Origin of the sequence: Pseudomonas sp. CP-1 (assembly GCF_021213715.1) — a bacterium.
Lineage (GTDB): Bacteria > Pseudomonadota > Gammaproteobacteria > Pseudomonadales > Pseudomonadaceae > Pseudomonas > Pseudomonas aeruginosa.
The window spans coordinates 156,305-179,074 of sequence record NZ_JAJQKY010000011.1 but is presented as its reverse complement, the minus strand read 5'-3'; the positions used below and the strand labels follow the sequence as shown (position 1 = coordinate 179,074).

Annotated in this window: 25 protein-coding genes; 14 read left to right on the top strand and 11 right to left on the bottom strand. The window is 65.8% G+C overall.

Translation table 11 applies throughout. The features are described from left to right. Nucleotides 1-66 precede the first annotated feature (66 nt). Nucleotides 67-1,458, top strand: coding sequence for an adenylate/guanylate cyclase domain-containing protein (locus tag LT948_RS21545; RefSeq protein WP_019485235.1), 1,392 nt, complete (start codon nucleotides 67-69; stop codon nucleotides 1,456-1,458). On the opposite strand, the gene LT948_RS21540 is transcribed toward LT948_RS21545, so the two are convergent. Beyond that, nucleotides 1,448-2,503: a glycosyltransferase family 4 protein gene (locus LT948_RS21540; protein ID WP_003109193.1), complete on the bottom strand. Its 1,056-nt coding sequence runs from the start codon at nucleotides 2,501-2,503 to the stop codon at nucleotides 1,448-1,450. The genes LT948_RS21545 and LT948_RS21540 overlap by 11 nt on opposite strands. After that, the gene (locus tag LT948_RS21535; protein ID WP_003091510.1) at nucleotides 2,500-3,312 is read right to left on the bottom strand and encodes a UDP-2,3-diacylglucosamine diphosphatase; all 813 of its coding nucleotides are present in this window, start codon (nucleotides 3,310-3,312) and stop codon (nucleotides 2,500-2,502) included. Before LT948_RS21535 ends, LT948_RS21540 begins: the two co-directional genes overlap by 4 nt. Before the next feature lie 146 nt (nucleotides 3,313-3,458). Here LT948_RS21535 and LT948_RS21530 point away from each other — a divergent pair, with 146 nt between their 5' ends. The 3 genes from LT948_RS21530 (at nucleotide 3,459) to LT948_RS21520 (ending at nucleotide 5,526) form a co-directional block, all read left to right on the top strand. Next, nucleotides 3,459-4,223 (top strand): helix-turn-helix domain-containing protein, encoded by a 765-nt coding sequence (locus LT948_RS21530; protein WP_003091511.1) that lies wholly within the window; start codon nucleotides 3,459-3,461, stop codon nucleotides 4,221-4,223. Nucleotides 4,224-4,287: 64 nt separating this feature from the next. Then, a complete protein-coding gene (locus tag LT948_RS21525) occupies nucleotides 4,288-4,623 on the top strand; it encodes a tRNA-binding protein (RefSeq protein ID WP_023095351.1) in 336 nt (111 codons plus the stop codon). 9 nt (nucleotides 4,624-4,632) lie between these two features. Then, nucleotides 4,633-5,526: a DMT family transporter gene (locus tag LT948_RS21520; RefSeq protein ID WP_003109190.1), complete on the top strand. Its 894-nt coding sequence runs from the start codon at nucleotides 4,633-4,635 to the stop codon at nucleotides 5,524-5,526. A 79-nt stretch (nucleotides 5,527-5,605) separates the two neighbouring features. Here LT948_RS21520 and LT948_RS21515 read toward each other — a convergent pair whose 3' ends face one another. After that, nucleotides 5,606-6,559: a LysR family transcriptional regulator gene (locus LT948_RS21515; RefSeq protein ID WP_033995047.1), complete on the bottom strand. Its 954-nt coding sequence runs from the start codon at nucleotides 6,557-6,559 to the stop codon at nucleotides 5,606-5,608. 101 nt (nucleotides 6,560-6,660) lie between these two features. On the opposite strand from LT948_RS21515, the gene LT948_RS21510 reads away from it, so the two are divergent. The 5 genes from LT948_RS21510 (at nucleotide 6,661) to LT948_RS21490 (ending at nucleotide 10,218) form a co-directional block, all read left to right on the top strand. Beyond that, a complete protein-coding gene (locus tag LT948_RS21510; RefSeq protein ID WP_003091518.1) occupies nucleotides 6,661-7,215 on the top strand; it encodes an NAD(P)H-dependent oxidoreductase in 555 nt (184 codons plus the stop codon). A gap of 75 nt (nucleotides 7,216-7,290) precedes the next feature. Continuing rightward, nucleotides 7,291-7,908 (top strand): glutathione binding-like protein, encoded by a 618-nt coding sequence (locus LT948_RS21505; protein WP_003091520.1) that lies wholly within the window; start codon nucleotides 7,291-7,293, stop codon nucleotides 7,906-7,908. Nucleotides 7,909-8,052: 144 nt separating this feature from the next. Beyond that, nucleotides 8,053-8,892, top strand: a complete 840-nt coding sequence (locus tag LT948_RS21500) for an SDR family oxidoreductase (protein ID WP_023091530.1) — start codon at nucleotides 8,053-8,055, stop codon at nucleotides 8,890-8,892. 111 nt (nucleotides 8,893-9,003) lie between these two features. Next, entirely contained in the window at nucleotides 9,004-9,390 is a 387-nt protein-coding gene (locus LT948_RS21495; RefSeq protein ID WP_009313725.1) for a glycine cleavage system protein H, read from the top strand. Nucleotides 9,391-9,474: 84 nt separating this feature from the next. Next, nucleotides 9,475-10,218 (top strand): DsbA family protein, encoded by a 744-nt coding sequence (locus LT948_RS21490; RefSeq protein WP_003109186.1) that lies wholly within the window; start codon nucleotides 9,475-9,477, stop codon nucleotides 10,216-10,218. A gap of 254 nt (nucleotides 10,219-10,472) precedes the next feature. Here LT948_RS21490 and azoR3 read toward each other — a convergent pair whose 3' ends face one another. Next, nucleotides 10,473-11,114 (bottom strand): FMN-dependent NADH-azoreductase AzoR3, encoded by a 642-nt coding sequence (gene azoR3 / locus LT948_RS21485; protein WP_003091530.1) that lies wholly within the window; start codon nucleotides 11,112-11,114, stop codon nucleotides 10,473-10,475. A gap of 146 nt (nucleotides 11,115-11,260) precedes the next feature. Further along, the gene (locus LT948_RS21480) at nucleotides 11,261-11,578 is read right to left on the bottom strand and encodes a hypothetical protein (RefSeq protein ID WP_003091533.1); all 318 of its coding nucleotides are present in this window, start codon (nucleotides 11,576-11,578) and stop codon (nucleotides 11,261-11,263) included. Nucleotides 11,579-11,777: 199 nt separating this feature from the next. On the opposite strand from LT948_RS21480, the gene LT948_RS21475 reads away from it, so the two are divergent. From LT948_RS21475 to LT948_RS21455, 5 genes are all read left to right on the top strand, one after another. Continuing rightward, nucleotides 11,778-12,707 (top strand): LysR family transcriptional regulator, encoded by a 930-nt coding sequence (locus LT948_RS21475; RefSeq protein WP_003091534.1) that lies wholly within the window; start codon nucleotides 11,778-11,780, stop codon nucleotides 12,705-12,707. A 6-nt stretch (nucleotides 12,708-12,713) separates the two neighbouring features. Next, nucleotides 12,714-13,541, top strand: coding sequence for an alpha/beta fold hydrolase (locus tag LT948_RS21470; protein ID WP_023100909.1), 828 nt, complete (start codon nucleotides 12,714-12,716; stop codon nucleotides 13,539-13,541). Next, on the top strand, nucleotides 13,523-14,086 hold the full coding sequence (gene ppiA / locus LT948_RS21465) for a peptidylprolyl isomerase PpiA (protein ID WP_003109185.1): 564 nt from the start codon (nucleotides 13,523-13,525) through the stop codon (nucleotides 14,084-14,086). The genes LT948_RS21470 and ppiA overlap by 19 nt, the downstream gene beginning before the upstream one ends. Nucleotides 14,087-14,148: 62 nt before the next feature. Next, complete coding sequence (locus LT948_RS21460; RefSeq protein ID WP_021265065.1) at nucleotides 14,149-15,981, top strand: ABC transporter ATP-binding protein; 1,833 nt, start codon at nucleotides 14,149-14,151, stop codon at nucleotides 15,979-15,981. Nucleotides 15,982-16,262: 281 nt separating this feature from the next. Beyond that, complete coding sequence (locus tag LT948_RS21455) at nucleotides 16,263-16,529, top strand: DUF2790 domain-containing protein (protein ID WP_003091540.1); 267 nt, start codon at nucleotides 16,263-16,265, stop codon at nucleotides 16,527-16,529. A 32-nt stretch (nucleotides 16,530-16,561) separates the two neighbouring features. On the opposite strand, the gene LT948_RS21450 is transcribed toward LT948_RS21455, so the two are convergent. The 6 genes from LT948_RS21450 to LT948_RS21425 all read right to left on the bottom strand — a co-directional run bounded on the left by LT948_RS21450 (nucleotide 16,562) and on the right by LT948_RS21425 (nucleotide 22,743). Further along, nucleotides 16,562-17,686, bottom strand: a complete 1,125-nt coding sequence (locus LT948_RS21450) for a GNAT family N-acetyltransferase (RefSeq protein ID WP_218816306.1) — start codon at nucleotides 17,684-17,686, stop codon at nucleotides 16,562-16,564. A gap of 314 nt (nucleotides 17,687-18,000) precedes the next feature. Next, nucleotides 18,001-18,159, bottom strand: a complete 159-nt coding sequence (locus LT948_RS21445) for a DUF3309 family protein (protein ID WP_003091542.1) — start codon at nucleotides 18,157-18,159, stop codon at nucleotides 18,001-18,003. A gap of 108 nt (nucleotides 18,160-18,267) precedes the next feature. Continuing rightward, nucleotides 18,268-18,894: a 3'-5' exonuclease gene (locus LT948_RS21440; RefSeq protein ID WP_003091543.1), complete on the bottom strand. Its 627-nt coding sequence runs from the start codon at nucleotides 18,892-18,894 to the stop codon at nucleotides 18,268-18,270. Beyond that, nucleotides 18,891-20,690 carry a CBS domain-containing protein gene (locus LT948_RS21435; RefSeq protein ID WP_003091544.1) on the bottom strand — a complete coding sequence of 600 codons (1,800 nt, stop codon included), beginning with the start codon at nucleotides 20,688-20,690 and terminating at the stop codon, nucleotides 18,891-18,893. The genes LT948_RS21440 and LT948_RS21435 overlap by 4 nt, the downstream gene beginning before the upstream one ends. Before the next feature lie 89 nt (nucleotides 20,691-20,779). Next, nucleotides 20,780-22,435: a cation acetate symporter gene (locus LT948_RS21430; protein ID WP_003091546.1), complete on the bottom strand. Its 1,656-nt coding sequence runs from the start codon at nucleotides 22,433-22,435 to the stop codon at nucleotides 20,780-20,782. Next, complete coding sequence (locus tag LT948_RS21425) at nucleotides 22,432-22,743, bottom strand: DUF485 domain-containing protein (RefSeq protein ID WP_003091547.1); 312 nt, start codon at nucleotides 22,741-22,743, stop codon at nucleotides 22,432-22,434. Before LT948_RS21425 ends, LT948_RS21430 begins: the two co-directional genes overlap by 4 nt. Between the last annotated feature and the right edge of the window lie 27 nt (nucleotides 22,744-22,770).

The following is a 22,770-nucleotide window of genomic DNA, read 5'->3' as shown; positions in this document are numbered from 1 at the left end:
ATTCCTCAGGCGGAAAGCTCACGAAGCCGAGCCAGGACGAAAATACACAGGGATCCTCTCCAGCGCATGAAGCCTACCCTCCCCGACCGCTCGCCGACGAGCCGGTCCGTCGCGTCCATGCGTGAATACTATTCGCGCGTGCTGGCCTATATCGCCTGTGGCGCCAGCATCGCGGCGGGAACCTACACCCAGTATTTCAGCTACGGCATCCTCTGGATGGTGCCCTATGCGCTGCTCTACCCGCACCTGGCGTACCACCTCGGCCAGCGCTTCCGCCAGCACGACCCGCGCAAGGTGACCCGCGTCCTGCTCGCGGTGGACGCCGTGCACTGCGGCCTGGGCATGGCGCTGCTCGGCTTCTCCGTGGTGCCCAGCCTGATGTTCCTGCTGGTGCTGAGCTTCACCGCGCTGGTCATCGGCGGCCTGCGCCTGCTCGGCATGGCCCTGCTGGTATCGGCCAGCAGCGCCCTGCTGGTCGCCGTGCTCGTCGCCCCGCCGCTGCTGGGCAATACCCCGGTCGAGGTGGCCGCGGTCAGCATCCTGTTCTGCGGACTGTACATCTGCATCACCGCCTTCTTCGGCCACCAGCAGGGCCTGCGACTGGCCCAGGTGCGCCAGGAGATCGCCCGCGAGCAGGAAAAGGCCGCGCGGCTCGCGCGCAACCTGGCCAAGTACCTGTCGCCGCAGGTCTGGGAAATGATCTTCAGCGGCAAGAAGAGCGTGCGCCTGGAAACCCAGCGCAAGAAGCTCACCGTGTTCTTCTCCGACATCCGCGGCTTCACCGAGCTATCCGAGGAGCTGGAAGCCGAGGCCCTGACCGACCTGCTCAACAACTACCTCAACGAGATGTCGAAGATCGCCCTCAAGTACGGCGGCACCATCGACAAGTTCGTCGGCGACTGCGTCATGGTGTTCTTCGGCGACCCCAGCACCCAGGGCGCGAAGAAGGACGCGGTGGCTGCGGTATCGATGGGCATCGCCATGCGCAAGCACATGAAGGTGCTGCGCCAGCAGTGGCGGGCCCAGGGCATCACCAAGCCGCTGGAAATCCGCATGGGCATCAACACCGGCTATTGCACGGTGGGTAACTTCGGCGCCGACACGCGCATGGACTACACCATCATCGGCCGCGAGGTGAACCTCGCCAGCCGCCTGGAAAGCGCCTCGGAAGCCGGCGAAATCCTCATTTCCCACGAGACCTACTCGCTGATCAAGGACGTGATCATGTGCCGCGACAAGGGCCAGATCGCGGTCAAGGGCTTCAGCCGCCCGGTGCAGATCTACCAGGTGGTGGACTCGCGCCGCGACCTCGGCGCCGCGCCCAGCTACGTCGAGCACGAATTGCCCGGCTTCTCCATGTACCTGGACACCAACAACATCCAGAACTACGACAAGGAACGGGTCATCCAGGCCCTGCAACAGGCCGCCGAGCGCCTACGCGACAAGGTCATCCTCTGAGTTCGTCGAGCGCCGCCGGCAGTTCGTCGCGCCATTCCGGCGCAGTCCGCGGGCCGCTCGCCTGCAGCGCCAGGAACTCCTCCGCCGAAACCCGCCAGGACTGCTCCCGCGCCCAGCGCCCGCAGGCCTGGCGATCCAGCGCCAGCGCCTGGCGGCAGGCTTCGCCAAGATCCTCGTGCATGACCCCGGTCACGCCCTGCTGCAATACATCCAGCGGCCCCGGCACGGCGAAGGCCGCCACCGGCACGCCGCAGGCCAGTGCTTCGAGCATCACCAGGCCATAGGTATCGGTCAGCGAGGGAAACACCAGCACCGAGGCCGCCCGGTAGGCGTCGGCCAGCGCGCGGCCATGGCGGTAGCCGAGAAAACGCGCCTGTGGATAGCGCTGCTCCAGCGCCGCCCGCTGCGGGCCGTCGCCCACCAGCCATTTTTCGCCCGGCAGTTCGAGATCGAGGAACGCCTCCAGGTTCTTTTCCGTCGCCAGCCGCCCGACATACAGGAACACCGGCGGCCGCGCTTCCGCCGCGGGTGTCTCGGCGGGATGGAACAGTTCGGTATCGACGCCCTTGCGCCACAGCCGCAGGTGCTGGAAGCGCCAGGCGCAGAACTCGTCGCGCAGGCGCGGGGTGCTCACCAGCACCGCCCGGCTCGGCCGATGGAAGGCGCGCAGGAAGGCATAGCCCCAGGACAGCGGCAGCCACGGACAGCGGTCACGCAGGTATTCGGGAAAGCGCGTATGGATCGCCGAGGTGAAGTCCAGGCCGCGCTTGCCCAGCCAGCGCCGCGCGGCCCAGCCGAGCGGCCCCTCGGTGGCCAGGTGCACGGCATCCGGGGCGAAGGCCTCGATCAGCCCGCCGAGGCGCCAGAGATTCCAGGCCAGGGGGATTTCCGGATAGCTGGGACAGGGCAGGCAGCGGAAGTCGGCGGGCGACAGCACCCGTACCTGGTGGCCCAGCAGTTCCAGCTCGCGCTGCAGGGCCAGCAGGCTGGTGACGACTCCGTTGACTTGCGGTAACCAGGCGTCGCTGACGATCAATAGCCTCATGCCGCCGGCTCGACCGCCGCGGCCTGCGCCGCCAGCCGCGCCTGCTCCTCGGCCAGGCGGTAGAGCTGGATGCTGCCGTCCCAATGTTCGATCAGCGCCGTGCAGGATTCTACCCAGTCGCCGCAGTTGAGGTAGTCGACGCCCTCGATGCGGCGGATCTCGGCATGGTGGATGTGCCCGCAGACCACCCCGTCGAGCCCGCGCTTGTGACACTCGTGGGCGATGGCTTCCTCGAAGTCGCTGATGAAGTTCACCGCGGTCTTGACCTTGTGCTTGAGGTACGCCGACAGCGACCAGTAGCCGTAGCCCCAGCGCCGCCGCCAGTGGTTCAGCCAACGGTTGAGGAGCAGGGTGAACTCGTAGGCGGAGTCGCCGAGGAACGCCAGCCAGCGGTGGTAGCGGGTAATCACGTCGAACTGGTCGCCGTGTATCACCAGCAGCTTGCGGCCGTCGGCGGTACTGTGCACCGCCTCGTCGACCAGGCGGATGTTGCCGAGGATCAGGCTCGAATAGCGGCGCAGGAATTCATCATGGTTGCCGGTGACGTAGATCACCTCGGTGCCGCGCTTGCTCAGGGTGAGCAGGCGGCGGATCACGTTGGTGTGCGCCTGCGGCCAGTAGATGCCGCCGCGCAGCTTCCAGCCGTCGATGATGTCGCCCACCAGGTAGATGCGATCGGCGTGGTAGCGCTTGAGGAACGCCGCCAGGTGTTCGGCCTGGCAATCCCGCGTCCCCAGGTGGACATCCGAGATCCACAGGGTCCGAACCCGCTGCTTGCGGTTCGAGGTGAAGCGTTGCGCGGTGCTCATCGGCGGGTCTCCGACGGTGTTTTTCCGATCTTGGACGGCGCCGGTGAAACGACTGTGACAGGCCGGCGACCGTTGCGTGACAGGGCGCGACTGTCTGTCGCCGGCGCCAGCGGGTAGACTGGGCGCCTGCCTCCGGGAGCTTCGCCATGGGTTCGATCCTTTCCCTGCGCCACTACAGCCACGACCAGATCGTCCACAGCCATGACCATGCCCAATTGGTCCTGGGCCTCAGCGGCTGCCTCGAGTTCGAGGTCGAGGGGCGCGGCAGCCGCGTGTTGCGGCAGACCTTCGCGGTGGTGCCGGCGCAAGCCCGGCATGCCTGCTCGAGTCCCGCCGGCAGCCGCTGCCTGGTCCTCGACCTGCCCTGCGACGGCAGCCTGCTGCTGGGCCTGGGCGAACACGCCGAAGCCGGTCGGCGGCTGTTCGAGCGACCGCAGGCGCTGTCGCTGACGCCCGCCCAGGGCCAACTGGTGAACTGGCTGGCCAGCGGCCCGATCAACGACCCGGTGATCGCCCACCAAGGCGCCGGCCTGCTCCTCGCCAGCCTGGCCAGCGAGCGCCAGCCGCCGCGCCAGCAGCCCCGCCTGCCGCTGGCCAGCCTGGACGCCTACCTCGACCGCCATGCCGCCCATCCGTTGCAGGTCGCCGACCTGGCACGGCTGGCCGGTCTTTCGGTGGCGCGCTTCCACAGCCTGTTCCTCGCCGAGACCGGGCAGACGCCCATGGACTACGCGCGCAGCCGGCGCCTGCACCAGGCCCACGAACTGCTGCTGGAGAGCAGCCTGGCGGTGGGCGAGATCGCCGCCCGGGTCGGCTACGCCTCGCAGAGCGCCTTCACCGCGGCGCTGGTCCGCGAGTTCGGCGTCACCCCGCGACAACTGCGTCGCGAGTCCCGCGACAAAACCGGCTAGCCGCACGACAGACAAATCCGTCACGACTCCTTACTCTCTGCCCATCGACAGAACAGGAGTCAGCATGGACATCATCGAATGGCAGGATTTCGAACGCGTCGAACTGCGCGTCGGCACCATCCTCAGCGCCGCTCCCAACCCCAAGGCACGCAAACCCGCCTATGTCCTCGAGGTCGACCTCGGACCGCTCGGCCTGCGCACCTCCAGCGCGCAACTGACCGCACACTACCAGGCCGAGGAACTGGTCGGACGCCAGGTCCTCTGCGTCTGCAACTTCGCTCCGAAGCAGATCGCCGGGGTGCGCTCGGAGGTCCTGGTCACTGGGGTCTACGATAGCGAGGACAAGGTGGTCCTGGCCGGCTTCGACAAGCCCCTGCCCAACGGTGCGCGCCTGGCCTGAAGGATCCCCATGAATCGACGTTCCGCCCTCGCCGCCCTGCACGGCGGCGCCCTCCTCTTCGGCCTGACCGGGGTGTTCGGCAAGCTGGCCAGCGCCTCCCCCGGGGTGATCGTGTTCGGTCGTGCGCTGTTCGCGGTGCTCGCCCTCGGCCTCTTCGCCCGCCTCGCGGGCCAGGCCTGGCGCGCCCTGGGACCCGCGCAATGGCTGCGCCTGGCGCTCTGCGGCCTGCTCCTGGCCGGGCACTGGGTGAGTTTCTTCATCGCCGTGAAGACCGCCGGCGTGGCCATCGCCACCCTCGGCTTCGCCAGCTTCCCGGCCTTCACGGTAATCCTCGAAGGGCTGCTCTTCCGCGAGCGCATTCATCTCGCGGAAGGACTGCTGGTAGTCCTGGTCAGCCTTGGCCTGGTGCTGGTCACGCCGAACTTCGACCTCGCCAGCGGCGCCACCCTCGGCCTGCTCTGGGCGATCCTTTCCGGCCTGCTGTTCGCCCTGCTGTCGCTGGCCAACCGCAGCAACAGCGGGCAGGTCGGCCCGGTGCAGGCGGCGCTCTGGCAGAACCTGGTAGTCGCCCTGTGCCTGCTGCCGTTCGCGGTCGGCGAACTACCGGCGCTACCCGCTCTCGACTGGCTCTGGCTGGCCCTGCTGGGCGTCTTCTGCACCGGCCTGGCGCACAGCCTGTTCGTGGCCAGCCTGGCGGTGGTCAAGGCCCGCACCGCGGCGCTGGTATTCGCCCTGGAGCCGGTCTACGGGATCGCCTTCGCCTGGCTGTTGTTCCATGAAACGCCGGGGCCGCGGATGTTCCTCGGCGGCGCCCTGATCGTCCTCGCCATCGTGCTGTCGGCGCGACTCGGCGCCAGGAACCGGCCGGTCCCGGACAACGGCTTGTCCGCTAACCGGGGCTGAACCCGCCGAGCCTTGCATCCGGGTCACGCACACCGGATAGCGGAAGGTACGAGCTGCCCCGGAATGGCGGCGGCGGGCCTCAGGTTCGTTGCGCGAGGCCGGACTCGAGCGCCAGCGCGATGGGCGTGAGCTGTATCTCGGGGTTCTCCGCGAACAGCTCCATGACCCAGTTCACAAAGCAGCGCACACGAACCGACAGGTGCCTGGAGCCCGAGTAGATGACATGCACCGGCGCCGCAGAAAAGTGCCATTGCGGCAGTACCGGAACAAGTTTCCCTGCGCGTACGAATCCAGCCACCGCGAATGGGGCGCCAGGGCAGATGCCGCTGCCCGCCACGCAGGCCGAAATAGCCACGTCGGGTTCGTCGAACTGCATTCCATCGCCGGACTGCACCACGAAACGCTCCGAGCCGGACTCCAGCTCCCACATGAACGGGTTGCGCTCCCTGCCGCTGAACCAGCTCAACCGCCTGAACTGCGATAGATCGTCCGGACTGTCTACACCGCCTATGGAGGCCAGGTACTCGGGCGAGGCATACAAGCCCATCTGGATGTCGCAAAGATGCCTGGCGATCATGCTGGAATCCTTGAGCGCACCTCCCCGGATCGTGCAATCGATGCCGTCCTCCAGCAGATTGCTGATCCGGTCCGAACTACTCAGCCGCAGCTGGATCCTCGGGTAGCGCGCCTGGAAGTCGTGCAGCCTTGGAGCGATCACCCATCGGGCGATGGTGATCAGGGAGTCCACTCTAAGCCGGCCGATGGGCGTCGCCGTCCCGCCCCTGAGCGTGGCCTCCAGTTCGTCTATCTGCTGCAGCAGGACCTGGCATTTGTCGAAGTACGCGCTGCCATCGTGCGTAAGGCTCAGGGCACGGGTCGTACGATTGAGCAAGCGCACGCCTAGATGCTTTTCAAGATCGCTGACGCGCTGCGAAACGCGAGCTTTCGGCAGGCCCAGGGCATCGGCCGCGCGTGTGAAGCTGCCGGCGTCCACCACCTTCACGAAGGTGGCCATGGCGGTGAGTTTGTCCATAGATTGTTCGCGATTATTGAACCAAGAGTAACTTTGGATAATATTTTTCTTATTCTCAATCCCAATTATGGTTCCTTCCGTCCACCCACCAGGGAACCATCATGTCAAAAGCAGTCGTTGTTTATTTCTCCGGATATGGCCATACCAAGCGCGTAGCACAAGCGGCGGCGGAAGGCGCACAGGCTTCGCTGATCGAGATCGATAGCGAGGGCAACATTCCCGAGGCAGCCTGGGACCTGCTCGACCAGGCGCAATCCATCCTCTTCGGCGCGCCCACGTACATGGGCTCGGTGCCTTGGCAATTCAAGAAGTTCGCGGACGCCACTTCCAAGAAGTGGTTTGTTCGGCAGTGGCAGGACAAGGTCTTCGGCGGCTTCACCAACAGCGCAAGCCTGAACGGCGACAAGCAGGTTTCCCTGATCCTCATGCACACGCTGGCGTCCCAGCACGGCGGCATCTGGGTCAGCCTGGGCCTGGCTCCCGCCAACACCTCGGCCTCGAGCCGCGCGGATATCAACAACCTCGGCGCCTCGGTCGGCGCGCTGGTGCAGTCGCCGTCCGACGCGGATGCCCAGGCCATTCCCAGCGGCGATCTCGAGACCGTGAAGCTCTACGCCGCTCGCGTCGCCAGGATCGGACAACAGCTGCACGCCTGAGCCAGGCGCCGATGAATCACCGGCGCACCCTGCGCGCGTCGCTTGAACCTGCAACTACCTCGAAGGATATCGATCATGAAACTGTACTACTCCCCCGGCTCTTGCTCGCTGGCCATCCACATCGTGCTTCGCGAGGCCAACGTGCCTCACGAACTGGCCAAGGTCGACCTGTGGCAGCACAAGACCGCCTCGGGCGGCGATTACTTCCAGATAAACCCGAAGGGCACGGCGCCCGCCCTCGAGTTCGAAGGCGGCTTGCTGACCGAAGGCGCCGCCATCAGCCAATACCTCGCGGATCGCTACGCCCCAACGTTGGTGCCAGCCAACGGAACGCTGGAACGCAGCCGTTTGCACGAGATACTGAATTACCTCTCTTCGGATTACCACAAGTCCTTCACCCCGCTGTTCTACCTGTCCCCTTCGGACGACCCCACGGCCGCGCAGCGCCCAGTGATAGCCAAAGTGGCCTACCTGAACAACCTCCTCGCGGACGGCCGCCCATACATCCTGGGTGACGAGTTCACCGTCGCGGACGCACATCTCTTCGCCCTTACGCGCTGGTGCCCCCAATTCGGCATTTCGCTGGCCCCATTCCCAGCCTTGATGGATTTCATGGCCAGGATTGCAGCCCGTCCGGCAGTCAGGGCCGCGCTACAGGCCGAAGGACTGGAGGAACACCCCGACCAGTGCTGAGCCCTCGCTAGGTACCGGTTCTACGCGGACTGACGCCAGCGCTAGCACAGACGAGACCCGTGGCTGGGTTTCGCAGCCGACGTCAGCCCCCTGGACTTTCCTGAACGCGTCCCGCTGCTCGAGGCGGACATCCTGGAGATCGATATGTCGAAGAAAATTCTTGTTCTAGGTGCGACGGGAACAGTCGGCAAGCCGTTAGTCGAAGGCCTGCTGGCCAAGGGAGAGGCCGTCAAGGCCGCTTCCCGCGCAAATCGGAAAATGGATGGAGTCGAGAGTACGCCCTTCGATTTCGGCAAACCGGAAACCATCGCCACCGCCCTGGAGGGTGTGGATCGCACTTACATGCTCCTGCCCGCCGGCTACCTGAACGTACGCGATCTGCTCCTGCCGTTCGTCGAAGCCGCCGCAAGCCGCAAGGTGAAAATAGTCTTCCAGAGCGCCTTTGGCGTGGATGCGAATGACGCCAACCCCATGCGCCAAATGGAAATCCTGCTGGAGAAATCCGGCACGCCCCATGTGATCTTGCGGCCGAACTGGTTCTCCGACAATTTCCATCACTTCTGGAAAGCCGGCCTCGACCAGGGGCAGATCGCCTTGCCAGCCGGTGATAGCAGGACCAGTTTCATCGATGTGCGCGATATTGCGGCCAGCGCCATCGCCGCGCTCACCTCAACCGCTTTCGACGGCAAAGCATTCAACCTCACCGGTCCCGAAGCGCTCAGTTATGCCGATGCAGCGGCGATCCTGTCCGAAGTGACCGGCAAGCCCGTGCGATACGCCGCGACATCGGACAAGGCGTTCATCGACATGCTGGAGAACAACGGTGTGCCCGCCGCCAATGCGGCGCACATGGCCTCGATCTTCCACCCGGTGCGCCAAGGCTGGATGAGCGTAGTGACCGACGATGTCATGAAGCTCACCGGCAAGAGACCGCGGACACTGCGGGAATACGCACAAGACAAGGTCGCCGCCCTGACGGCCTAGGGCCGGGCCGCGACGCCTTGGGCGTCGAAAGTCGCAGGCGCCGACCAGAAACGCCTGGGGGCGCCAGCATAACCTCTGTTTTTCCAGGTTGAACGGGAGACGACCGTGTCCATGCAATTTTCCAAAGACCATTACTGGGTTCGCCTCGCCGACACCCTCGATGGCCACGCTATCGACAGCGTTGTCGTCGGTGTCACCCCACGGGCGCTGGCCGGCCTGGGCAACCTGATTTCGGTGATCCTGCCCAACGTCGGCGAGACGTTGGCGCAGGGAGCCGCCGCGGCCGAGATCGAGTCGGACAAAGCGGTGACGAACCTGTACACCCCCGTCTCCGGCGAAATCATCGCCGTCAACACGGCCTTGCGCGACACCCCGACGCTTGCCAACACCGACCCGTTGGGCGCCGGCTGGTTCTTCAGGGTCAAACTCAGCAACCCGGGGCAACTGGATGCGCTGCTCGACGAGAAGGCTTATGCCGAACTGTTCTGGGCCCCGTGACGACCGATTGGCTGGCCGGCACTGCGCTGGCGGCGCGATAGCCGCGGCAGACCTCCATACAGCCTCAACCTGTGGACTCCAACCATGACACTCATGAACTGCGATCCGGCCACCGGCAGTTGCCGGATTCCCGACGCTGCTCCCATCCTCCCCCAGGGGGCGAAGCAGGCCCCTGGCGGCGAAGTCACGCTCAGGTACATCGGCGACCCCATGTGCTCCTGGTGCTGGGGTATTTCCTCCACGCTCGAAGAACTCGCACGGTACTGCGAACAGAAGGGTATCGGCTTCACCCTCACCATGGGCGGCCTGCGCGCGGGCGGGGGCGACGCATGGGGGCCGGAGTTCCGGGAGTTTCTACGCCGGGAATGGACCCATATCGCCAAGGTCACCGGTCAACCATTCGGTTTTTCCCTGCTGTCGGCAAAGCATTTCGACTATGACACGGAGCCTGCCTGCCGAGCCGTTGTGGTCGCCGAGCAAATGCTCGACCAGAAGCGGCCTGTCGCCTCCGCGACCCTGGCATTTTTCTCTGCCGTGCAGCGCAAGTTCTATGTCGAAGGCGAGGACCCCAAGAACGTGGACTTTTATAGATCCATTTGCGAAGACGCTTCGCTATCGTTCGAAGACTTCCGCGCGCATTTCGCCACTGCCGCTGCACGGCAAGCCGTCTATCGGCAATTCGCCCAGTGCGGAGAGTGGGGCGTACGCGCATTCCCCACCCTTCTGCTTGACCTGGCTGGTGATCTGAAGCAACTCAGTTCAGGCGCCACCACAGCGGCAAGCGTGATCGAACGTATCGAACATCTGCTGGGCGCACGCACCGACTGAACATCCGGACCGGCGAGGCGGGTGGCGCAATGCACGGCCCGCCAACAGCATTCTGCGGGCAGGGTCCACCGTCCTCCTTGCAACAGTCCCCGCGGCCCCCTGGCGCCGTTCACCCGTGTCGATGCGACAACGCCAGCGCGAAAGCCCCTGCCAGACTGTCTGCGCTCCGGAATCCGGGGCCTGGAACCATCGCGAAATAAAAAAACCCGGTCGAACACGCGGGGGGAAGGGGTTCGACCGGGTGCTGCGTCCAATCACCGGAGCGTTGGCAGAGGGACGCAAAGGGAAGTGTTCGTTTCCAGCGCCTGCAGCATCCGCTCGCGGGCTCGCGCCAGGCCTTTCTCACGGAACTCCGGGCCCATGTTCATGCCCTCCGCGTGGATGAAGGTGACGTCGTGGATGCCGACGAAGCCCAGCACCTGGCGCAGATAGGGTTCCTGGTGGTCGAGACCGCCGCCGGCGTAGATTCCGCCGCGGGCGGTGAGAACGAAGGCGCGCTTGCCCTGTAGCAGGCCTTCCGGCCCCTGCTCGGCGTAACGGAAGGTCAGGCCGGCGCGCAGCACATGGTCGAACCAGCTCTTCAGGCTGCTGGGAATGGCGAAGTTGTACATCGGCGCCGCCAGCACCAGCACGTCCGCTATCCGCAACTCCTCGGTCAGGCGATTGGAACGCTCGAGGGCGCGCCTTTCCGCAGCGCTATGGCCATCGCAGGGAGTGGTCCAGGCTCCCAGCAATAATTCATCGAGGTGCGGCAGCGGCTCGCGCGCCAGGTCGCGGACCTGGAAGCGATCAGCGGGATGCGCGGCTTTCCAGTGGGAGATGAATTCCGCCGTCAGCAGGCGGGAAACCGAGCCCCGTTGGCGGGCACTGCTCTCGATAACCAGGACACGGGACATGACTCGACCTCCACCCACTGCGATACAACGATGGAGGTGAGGGTAGAGAATGATTAATCGATTAAAAAGTTGAAAAAACCGCTGTTAAATATCGACCATATTGATTTATAAACAGGCAACACCTAGTCTTTCGGTGAGAGAACGCTCTATTTCGCGATCTTGCAGGTCAGCTTGATCCGCAACTTGATGATGTCGCGGCCGAACTGCGCGGTGAAGTTGCTGTTCTGCCCGGGCTGGATCACGCCCTTGCGCACTTTCGGGGTCTCCGGGCCGTTGCGGAACACCGCCGTGCATTCCGCCGCCTGGCCACCCAGGTTGGTGAGGAGGATGGCGCCCATGTCGCGACCGATGTCCTGGGTGCTGTAGGAGACCTCGGTGCCGTTGAGTTGCGGGTCGACCTCGATCGGATAGGCGAAAGCGGACAGGGGCAGCAGCGATAGTGCGAAACAGCAAAGCCTTTTCATGGCCGGACTCCCGGTAGCGACAGATGGAAAAATGGCAACACCCTGAAAACCACGGCATCCCGTACGTCAAGAGAATGGACAGCCATCCCGTACAGGATGCCGACGACACGATAAGCGAAGTCGCCCCTCCGGCGCACTCGTCATCGCCTGCCGGCCGCGGAAACGCCGGCGAGGCATCCCTGCATTCGAGGAGGCGGAAATGAAAGCGCCACGCGTAACCCTGGACCAATGGCGGACCCTGCAGGCGGTGGTCGACCACGGCGGCTTCGCCCAGGCCGCGGAAGCCCTGCACCGCTCGCAATCGTCGATCAGCTATACCGTGGCGCGCATGCAGGAACAGCTCGGCGTGCCGCTGCTGCGCATCGACGGACGCAAGGCGGTGCTGACCGAGGCCGGCGAAGTGCTGCTGCGCCGCTCGCGGCAACTGGTCAAGCAGGCCGGGCAACTGGAGGAACTGGCCCACCACATGGAACAGGGCTGGGAGCCCGAGGTGCGTCTGGTGGTGGACGCCGCCTACCCCACCGCGCGGATCGTCCGCTCGCTGTCCGCCTTCATGCCGCAGAGCCGCGGCTGTCGCGTGCTGCTGCGCGAGGAAGTGCTCTCCGGCGTCGAGGAAGCGCTGATCCAGGGCGCCGCCGACCTGGCGATCAGCGGCCTGATCATTCCCGGCCACCTCGGCGCCGACCTCAGCGTGGTCGAGTTCGTCGCCGTGGCCCACCCCGACCATCCGCTGCACCGCCTGCAACGCGAGCTGACCCACCAGGACCTGGAAACCCAGATGCAGGTGGTGATCCGCGACAGCGGCCGGCTACAGCCGCGCGACCACGGCTGGCTCGGTGCCGAACAGCGCTGGACGGTGGGCAGCCTGGCTACCGCGGCGACCTTCGTCGGCAACGGCCTGGGCTTCGCCTGGCTGCCGCGACACATCATCGAGCGCGAACTGCAGAGCGGCCAGCTCAAGCCGCTGCCGCTGAGCCAGGGCGGCGTGCGGCAGAGCCGCTTCTACCTCTACACCAACAAGGAGAAGCCGCTCGGCCCGGCCAGCCAGATCCTCATGGAAATGCTCAAGTCGTTCGCCAACGTACCGCTCAACGCGCCCTTCGCGGCGCCCGAACCGGCCGCCGAGTGAACGCAGATGCCTGACTTCCAGCACCGCGACTGCACCCTCGTCTACGACGACCACCCCGGTCCCACCGAGCGCGCGCCGGTCCTGCTGCTGCACGGTCTCGGTTCGAGCGCCCGCGACTGGGAATACCAGTTGCCGGCCCTGCTGGGCCACTACCGCCTGCTGGTCCCGGACCTGCGTGGCCACGGCCGCTCCGGCAAGCCGCGCGGCGGCTACAGCATGGCCGGCTTCGCCGAGGACTGCGCGGCGCTGCTCGACCGGCTCGGCTGCGGCCCGGTGCACCTGGTCGGCATCAGCATGGGCGGGATGATCGGCTTCCAGTTGGCCTGCGACCGCCCCGACCTGCTGCGCAGCCTGACCATCGTCAACAGCACTCCGGAAGTCATCCCGCGCAAGCCCCGCGAACACCTGGAAGTGGCCAAGCGCAGGCTCCTCTCGCGCCTGCTCAGCCTGCGGACCATCGGCCGCGCCCTCGGCCGGCTGTTGTTTCCCAAGGCGGAACAGGCCGGGCTGCGAGAAAAGATCGAGGCGCGCTGGGCGGAGAACGACAAGCGCGCCTACCTGGCCAGCCTCGACGCGATCATCGGCTGGGGCGTGCAGGAACGATTGGCCGAGATCGCCTGTCCGACCCTGGTGATCAGCGCGGATCGCGACTACACGCCGGTATCGCTGAAGCAGGCCTATTGCGAGCGGATCGCCGACGCCCGCCTGGTGGTGGTGGAGGACTCCCGCCACGCCACGCCGATGGACCAACCCGAGATTTTCAACACCACCCTGCTCGGCTTCCTCGCCGATATCGATAAAACCAAGGAACAACCATGCTCAAACGTCTCCTGATCGCCACCTGCACCCTGCTCTTCGCCGGTTCCCTGCTGGCCGCCACGCCTGCCGCCAAGCCGCACGTCCTGATCGCCACCAGCCTCGGCGAGATCGAGGTAGAACTCGATCCGACCAAGGCGCCGATCAGCGTGAAGAACTTCCTCGAGTACGTCGACAGCGGCTACTACGACGGCACCCTGTTCCACCGCGTGATCCCGGGCTTCATGGTGCAGACCGGCGGCTTCAGCGCCGGCATGCAGGAGAAGAAGACCCGCGCACCGATCAAGAACGAGGCCGACAACGGCCTGCTCAACGAGCGCGGCACCCTCGCCATGGCCCGTACCGGCGTGGTCGATTCGGCCACCAGCCAGTTCTTCATCAACCTGACCGACAACGACTTCCTCAACCATGGTGCCCGCGACTTCGGCTATGCCGTGTTCGGCAAGGTGGTGCGTGGCATGGGCGTGGTCGACCAGATCGCCAAGGTTCCCACCACCCGCCGCAACGGCTTCGCCGACGTGCCGAGCGACGACGTGGTGATCCTGTCCGCCAAACGCCTCTGAGTCCAGCCGCAGGGGCTTGATCCGGCGGGCCCAGGACGGGCCCGCTCCAGAAGAGAGCCATCATGCTTTATCGTCGTTTCGAACGTCTGATCGACCCGTTCCGCAGTGCTTCCGAACGCATGCCGCCCAGCGAAGTGCTGCGTTTCTATGTCTACTTCCTGCGCCAGGTCTGGCCGGTGTTCCTGGCCCTGCTGGCGGTCGGCCTGATCGTCGCGCTGATCGAGGTGGCGCTGTTCAGCTACCTCGGCCGCATCGTCGATCTCGCCCAGAGCACGCCCAGCGCGGAGTTCTTCCGCGTGCACGCCAACGAACTGATCTGGATGGCGGTGGTGGCGCTGGTCCTGCGCCCGCTGTTCAACGCCCTGCACGACATGCTGGTGCACCAGAGCATCAACCCGAGCATGACCAACCTGATCCGCTGGCAGAACCACCGCTACGTGCTCAAGCAGAGCCTCGGCTTCTTCCAGAACGATTTCGCCGGGCGCATCGCCCAGCGCATCATGCAGACCGGCAACTCGTTGCGCGATTCGGCGGTGCAGGTGGTGGACGCCCTCTGGCACGTGCTGATCTATACCGTCAGCGCCCTGGTGCTGTTCGCCGAGGCCGACTGGCGCCTGATGATCCCTCTGGTGCTGTGGGTGTTCGCCTACGTCGGCGCCCTCGCCTACTTCGTTCCCCAGGTCAAGCGCCGCTCGGTGGAGGCCTCGGATTCGCGCTCGAAGCTGATGGGGCGGATCGTCGACGGCTACACCAACATCACCACGCTGAAGCTGTTCGCCCACACCCGCCAGGAAGAGGACTACGCCCGCGAAGCGATCGGCGACCAGACCCTCAAGTCGCAACGCGCCGGGCGCGTAGTGACCTCCATGGACGTGACCATCACGGTGATGAACGGCGTGCTGATCACCGGCACCACCGGCCTGGCCCTGTGGCTGTGGAGCCAGGAGCTGATCTCGGTGGGCGCCATCGCCCTGGCCACCGGGCTGGTGATCCGCATCAACAACATGTCCGGCTGGATCATGTGGGTGGTCGGCGGCATCTTCGAGAACATCGGCCAGGTCCAGGATGGCATGCAGACCATCGCCCTGCCGCGCAAGGTGGTCGACCGCGAGGACGCCCGGCCGCTGCGGGTAGAGCGCGGCGAGGTGGAGTTCGAGCACATCGCCTTCCACTACGGCAAGGGCAGCGGCGTGATCCAGGGTCTCGACCTGAAGGTCCGGCCCGGCGAGAAGATCGGCCTGGTCGGACCTTCCGGCGCCGGCAAGTCGACCCTGGTCAACCTGCTGCTGCGCCTGTACGACCTGGAGAGCGGACGCATCCTGGTCGATGGCCAGGACATCGCCGGGGTGACCCAGGAAAGCCTGCGCGCGCAGATCGGCATGGTCACCCAGGACACCTCGCTGTTGCACCGTTCGATCCGCGACAACCTGCTCTACGGCCGCCCCGGCGCCAGCGACGCGGAACTCATGGAAGCGGTGCGCAAGGCCCGCGCCGACGAGTTCATCCCGCTGCTCAGCGACGCCGAGGGCCGCCGCGGCTTCGACGCCCACGTCGGCGAACGCGGAGTGAAGCTCTCCGGCGGCCAGCGCCAGCGCATCGCCATCGCCCGGGTGCTGCTCAAGGACGCGCCGATCCTGATCCTCGACGAAGCGACCTCGGCGCTGGACTCGGAAGTCGAATCGGCGATCCAGGAAAGCCTGGAGACCCTGATGCAGGGCAAGACGGTGATCGCCATCGCCCACCGCCTGTCGACCATTGCGCGCATGGACCGCCTGGTGGTGCTGGACAAGGGCCACATCGCCGAAAGCGGCACGCATGCCGAGTTGCTCGCCCATGGCGGCCTCTATGCGCGCCTCTGGCAACACCAGACCGGCGGCTTCGTCGGCGTCGACTGAAGCCTCGGCACCGGGCGGCGGCTCGCGCCGCCCGGCTTGGGTGACCTTGTCAAAGGCTCTGCAACGGGCCTTTGCGCGGCAATCATCACCGCCGTCGATCTCGACTAACACGCGCTTCGATTTTTTCCGCCAGCGAAACGGTGTTCTTATCGAACCCGTGCCCCGGCTCGATCCCGACGCCTGCCGCATCGTCCCCGTCCACCTGGCGTCGGCCACGGACGACCAAGGATGCCAGTGCTCGGTACCGGGGGTTTCGCCCCATCGCTACGGAGAATCACAGAATGAAACTTGCCTCTGTCGTGTCCGCCGTCATCACCAGCCTCGCCCCCATGGCCTTCGCCCAGGACGTGGACAAGGACCCGGGCCGCGGCCTGCCGGTCGAGGAATACCACTACGGCATGCAACTGGACGTGAAGAATGTCCTGCACCGTACCGACAATTCGACCAGGACCGGCGTAGTGCCGGTGACCGTGGTCTACGAGGACCATAGCGGCGAGCTGCACAAGATCCGCTTCCTCGAATGGGGCGGCAGCACCAGCAACGGCTGAGCTGACGCCACGCCCTATCGTTCCGGCCCCCTTCAGGCCTGGCGGTAGGGCAACAGGCCGTGGGCCTCCTCGGCGTAGGCGCGCACTCCCGCCCGCTCCTGTTCGAGGAACTGCGCCACGGCATCGCGCAGACCGGGATGCGCCAGGTAGTGCCAGGAGCGCGTCAGCACCGGCTCGAAACCGCGGATCAGCTTGTGTTCGCCCTGGGCGCCGGCGTCGAAGCGCGCCAGGCCGGCGCCGATGGCGAATTCCAGGCCCTGGTAGAAGCAGGTCTCGAAGTGCAGCCGGTCGAACTCGGCCAGGCATCCCCAGTAGCGCCCGTACAGGGTGTCTCCAGCGACCAGGCTGAACGCCATCGCCACCGGCTTGCCACGCTGGTGGGCGAAGACCACGCGGATCGCCTCCGGCATGCGCTCGGCCAGCAGGCCGAAGAACTCGCGGCTCAGGTAGGGATCGCGGTCGCGCACCAGGTAGGTGTTGGCGTAGCAGAGATAGACGAAATCCCACTCCAGTTCGGACAACTGGCCGCCTTCCCGCCATTCGAACTCGATGCCCTGTCCGCCGACCTGTTCGCGCTCCTTGCGCAGTTGCTTGCGCTTGCGCGAACTGAGGGCCTCGAGGAAGTCCTGGAAGTCCCGATAGCCGCGGTTGTGCCAGTGGTACTGGCAACCCAGGCGTTCGAGCCAACCGTCACGCGCGGCAAGCAAGGTGTCCGCCCGGGCGTCGGTGAAATTCACATGGATGCTCGACAGACCGCTCGCCTCGGCCTCCTCGCCAAGGGACGCGAGCAGCCCCTGCAACCCTTCGTCCTCGCCCAGCAGGCGCGCACCGGCGACCGGGGTGAAGGGCACCCCTACCAGCAGCTTCGGGTAGTAGCGGATACCGGCCCGCTGGCAGGCGTCGGCCCAGCTCCAGTCGAACACGTATTCGCCGTACGAGTGCGCCTTCACATAGGCCGGCAGCGCCGCGCACAGCCGCCCTTGCGGATCGCGCAGCACGCGATGGGCCGGGCGCCAGCCGGTGGCGGGCGTCACGCTGCGGCTGTCTTCCAGCTCGGACAGGAAAGCATGACGCAGGAATGGCTGGGCGGGAGGCAGCAAGGCGTCCCACTCGGCGGCGTCGATATCGGCAAGGGTGGCGAGCGTCTGGATCGGCATGCGCGCCAGTCTGGCGCGAGACGCAAGGCAAGTGAAGCCGGTCGATGGAAAAAAAGCGCCCGGCGGACCCCGCGATGAAACCGCCCTTCACCAAGCGAAGGCTTCGAACCATCCTACGTAGAGCGCATGACGCCAACGGCGTTATCCGCCGATACCCGTCGCAACGGCGGATAACCGCGATGCGGTTATTCGCCCTACCCCAGGGCGGAGCGAAAGCAGGGAAACCCTCCGCGTAGGGCGCATAACGCCGGAGGCGTTATCCGCCGATACCCGTCGCGACGGCGGACAACCACGACGGCATTCCCGATCGGGCCCTAGATCATGCCCAGCAGCAACAGGACCAACAGCACCACCAGCAATGCGCCGACGATCCCCGAGGGCCCGTAGCCCCAGTTGCGCGAATGAGGAAAGACCGGCAGGCCGCCGATCAGCAGCAGGATCAGGATGATCAGAAGAATCGTACCGAGACTCATGGGCGTCGCTCCTGTTCGGCTCATGGGGCAAAGGGCGGCAGATTCCGCCCTTGTAGTTCTCGACCCCCGCCGAGCAACGAAGATTCAATAAATCCGCGCCCTCCAGCCTCAGTGGATGACCTTGGGCGCCGGCCCCTTGAGCAGGCGCATGAACATCAGCGCCACCGCCTGGGCGTCGCCGAGGGCGGTATGGCGACCGCTGACCGGCACATCCAGGGCCCGCGCCAGGGTGTCGAAGCGCAGGTCGATGTGTGCGTCGGGAAAATGCCGGCTGACCTTCCGGTGGTACAGCGACGAAATCTCGATGGAAGGGTTGTGCAACTGTCGGTCGAAGAGCTGGCGCAGGTGCCGGTTCAGCACGGCGACATCGAACGACAGGTAGTAGCCAAGCAGCGGCCGGTCGCCGATGAACGCCAGCAACTGGCGCAGAGCCTGCTCCAGCTGCAACTGTCCCTCCAGGTCGGCGCGGCGCAGCTTGTGGATGCGGATCGACTCCGCGTCCAGGCTCGGCGGCGGCTCGACGTAGAGTTCCAGGCGCTCGCCCATGACCAGTTTGCCGCGCCGCACCAGCACCGCGCCGATGCTGAGGATGTCGGCACGACGCGGGTCGAGGCTGGTGGTCTCGAGATCGAGGGAGATCACTTCCTCCGCCTCGACCGCCTCGTGCATCCACCAATACAGCCGGCGGCGCCAGCCCGGCCAGCGGCTGTCGGGCAACTTGACCATGGTGTTCATCGGGTCTCCAGGTGGAATTGACGGGCCACGCTCTGCTTGAACTTCTTCACCACATGCAGGCCGTAGCGCAGCATGTCGCGATCGTGGCGGCTCATGCCGCTGACGTCCAGGCCCTGCTGGCGACCGTCGCGTTGGCCGGCCAACTGGCGGGTCAGGCGCAGTTGCAGGAACAGCTCGAAAGACTCGCTCAGGTCGTCCGCCAGGCGCGCTTCGAGGACCTTGTGTCGCTTCAGCGCCTCGATCCGTGCCAGGGTCCCGCGGGTTTCCAGGCCTTCGCGCAGGGCCAGGGTGCGGATGCCGTGGACGATGGGGAAGATCCCGCCGCGCTTGAGATCGAGGCGGGCGTCCTGGGTCTTCAGTTGGCCGAGGAAGGTCAGCGGCGTATCGAATTGCAGGGCCGCTGCCGCGATATCCGCCAGCCAGCGCTCACCGCCGTCGGCGAAACCGCGCAGTTGCCGACGCAACGGCTCGAACAGTTGCAGGTTACCGGCCACCGGCCAGGCATCGGCCAGGATCGACAGGCGCAACAGCTGCTCCGGCTTGCCCTCCAGCAGCGTCCCGCGCAGCTCCGCCTGCCAGGCCGCCAGCGGCTTGCACCATTCCGGCCGACTGGCCATCACCCCTCCGGGACAGGGCGGATAACCGAACTCCAGCAAGGCCGCGCTGAAGCGCTGCATCATCGCCAGGGCCTGTTCCTGCGGCAGATCGTCGGCCAGGACCAGGGCATTGTCCTGGTCGGTCTTCAGCAACTGCTCGCCGCGTCCTTCGCTGCCCATCACCAGCAAGCAGCAGCGCCCGCGCAGGGTTGGCGGCAGCAACAGTTCGAAAAGCCGTTCGAGCAATTGCTCGTTGAGCGCGCTGACCAGCTGCATGATGAAGCGCAGGCGGATACCGTTGCCGGCCAGGGTAGCGATCAGGGTGTCCAGGGTTTCCGCGCAGCGGCGCAGGTCGCCGAGGTCGTCGGCGCGGGCGATGCGCAGCGCCAGGACGTGGGAATGGGTGGAGAACAGGCTGAGCACCTGGGTCAGGTGCAACAGGCCGATCACCTGGCCGTCCTCGGTGACCGCGACCCGCTCGATACGCTGGCGCGTCATGAGGATCATCGCGTCGAACAGGAAATCGCCCAGTTCGACGCTGGCCAGCGGACCATGGGCCAACGGCCCGATCGCCTCCAGCTCGCTGCGCCCGTCGCGGAAGTGCGCGCTCATGAGGTCGGTGCGGGTGACGATGCCGAGTTCGGACCCGTCCCTCTCCAGCCGCACCAGCAGGGCATCGGCGCCGTGGCTCAATTGCAGGCGCGCGGCGTCGCCGAGGGACAGCGAGGCCTCCACCTCCAGCGCCGGCAGCAAGTGCTCGCGGGCGATGCGGGTAAGGATGAACTCGGCAAGGTTCTGCCCGTCGCGCTGGGCCAACTGGCGCTTGGCCGCCAGGTCGGCCTGGAAGAACCGGGCGAAACCCGGGTTCTCCCCGCACAACTGGTGGAAGCAACTGGCCGGCAGTTCGTAGACGATGCTTTCCTCGATCGCCAGGTAGCGGTGCTTGCTGCTGCCGGAGAACAGCCCGCGGACGTCGAACAGGTCGTCCGCGGCGTATTGGGCGAATACCCGCCCGTCGTCGCCGCGCTCCTCGACCACGCCCTTGAGCAGGACGAACAGCCCGGGGACCGCCGAGCCGGCCTCCAGCAAGGTTTCCCCCGGCGCATAGTAGCCGACGCTGAGAGCCTGCTTGAAGGTCTCGCGTTGATGGGGGCGCAACTGGTCGAAGGGTGGCGAGGCGAAGTTGAAACTGTCAGGCATGGCTCATCTCGCTGTGGCCGGGACGCTGAAACGAAAGGCGGCGGACCGGAAACCCGGCCGCCGCCTCGGGCTACGCCTTCACGTAGCGCTTAGTGGGCCACCGCGCCAGAGGCGCCCAGGCCGGTCTGGGAACGGATGAACTGCGGGAAGAAGCGCGCCCGCTCCTCGTCGGCCGCCGCCGACTTGTCGGTGATGGAGAAGAACCAGATACCGACGAAGGCGACGATCATCGAGAACAGCGCCGGGTACTCGTACGGGTAGATGGCTTTCTCGTGGCCGAGGATCTGCACCCAGATGGTCGGGCCGAGGACCATCAGGCCCACCGCGGTGATCAGGCCCATCCAGCCACCGATCATGGCGCCGCGGGTGGTCAGCTTCTTCCAGTACATGGAGAGCAGCAGCACCGGGAAGTTGCAGCTGGCGGCGATGGAGAAGGCCAGGCCGACCATGAAGGCGATGTTCTGCTTCTCGAAGAGGATGCCGAGCACGATGGCGACCACGCCCAGGGCCACGGTGGTCATCTTCGAGACCCGCAGCTCGTCCTTCTCGTTGGCCTTGCCGCCCTTGAACACGCTGGCGTACAGGTCATGGGAGACGGCCGAGGCCCCGGCCAGGGTCAGCCCGGCGACCACCGCGAGGATGGTGGCGAAGGCCACCGCCGAGATGAAGCCGAGGAACAGGCTGCCGCCCACCGCGTCGGCCAGGTGCACCGCCGCCATGTTGTTGCCGCCGATCAGGGCGCCGGTGGCGTCCTTGAAGTCCGGGTTGGTGCTGACCAGCAGGATCGCGCCGAAACCGATGATGAAGGTCAGGATGTAGAAGTAGCCGATGAAACCGGTGGCGTAGAACACGCTCTTGCGCGCTTCCTTGGCGTCGCTGACGGTGAAGAAGCGCATCAGGATGTGCGGCAGCCCGGCGGTGCCGAACATCAGCGCGAAGCCCAGGGAGAATGCCGAGATCGGATCCTTGACCAGGCCGCCCGGACTCATGATCGCCTCGCCCTTCGGATGCACCTTGATGGCTTCGGAGAACAGCGTGCTGACGTCGAAGTTGACGTGCTTGAGCACCATGATCGCCATGAACGAGGCGCCGGAGAGCAACAGCACGGCCTTGATGATCTGCACCCAGGTGGTCGCCAGCATGCCGCCGAACAGCACGTAGAGCACCATCAGGATGCCCACCAGGACCACCGCGACATGGTAGTTGAGGCCGAACAGCAGCTCGATCAGCTTGCCGGCGCCGACCATCTGCGCGATCAGGTAGAACGCCACCACCACCAGCGAGCCGCAGGCCGACAGGGTGCGGATCTGCTTCTGCTTGAGGCGGTAGGAGGCGACGTCGGCGAAGGTGTACTTGCCCAGGTTGCGCAGGCGCTCGGCGATGAGGAAGAGGATGATCGGCCAGCCGACCAGGAAGCCGATCGAGTAGATCAGGCCGTCGTAGCCGGAAGTGAAGACCAGCGCCGAAATACCCAGGAAGGATGCCGCCGACATGTAGTCGCCGGCGATCGCCAGGCCATTCTGGAAGCCGGTGATGCGGCCGCCTGCGGCATAGTAGTCGGCCGCCGAGCGGTTGCGCTTGGATGCCCAGTAGGTGATGCAGAGGGTCGCGCCGACGAAGGCGACGAACATGACGATGGCCGAGACGTTCAGCGGCTGGCGCTGCACGTCGCCGGTCAGCGCGTCGGCCCAGAGGGCTGGAGCGAAGGCCGCAAGGCCGAGCGCGGCAAGGAGACGAGCGATCATTGCTGCGCCTCCTTGAGGATTTCCTGGTTCAGGCTGTCGAACTCGCCGTTGGCGCGACGCACGTACAGGCCGGTCAGGATGAACGCGGCAAGGATCAGTCCGACACCCATCGGGATGCCCCAGGTCACGGACGAATCGGGACTGATACGCGCGCCCAGCAGCTGCGGCTGGAAAGCGATCAGCAGGATGAATATCACGTAGAGGCCAAGCATGATCGAAGAAAGTATCCAGGCGAAACGCTCTCGCTTGGCCACCAACTCCTTGAAGCGCGGATTGGTATCAATCCGCTGGTAGATGCTGTCGTTCATTGTTTTTATCCTCACAGCGGGGTGACG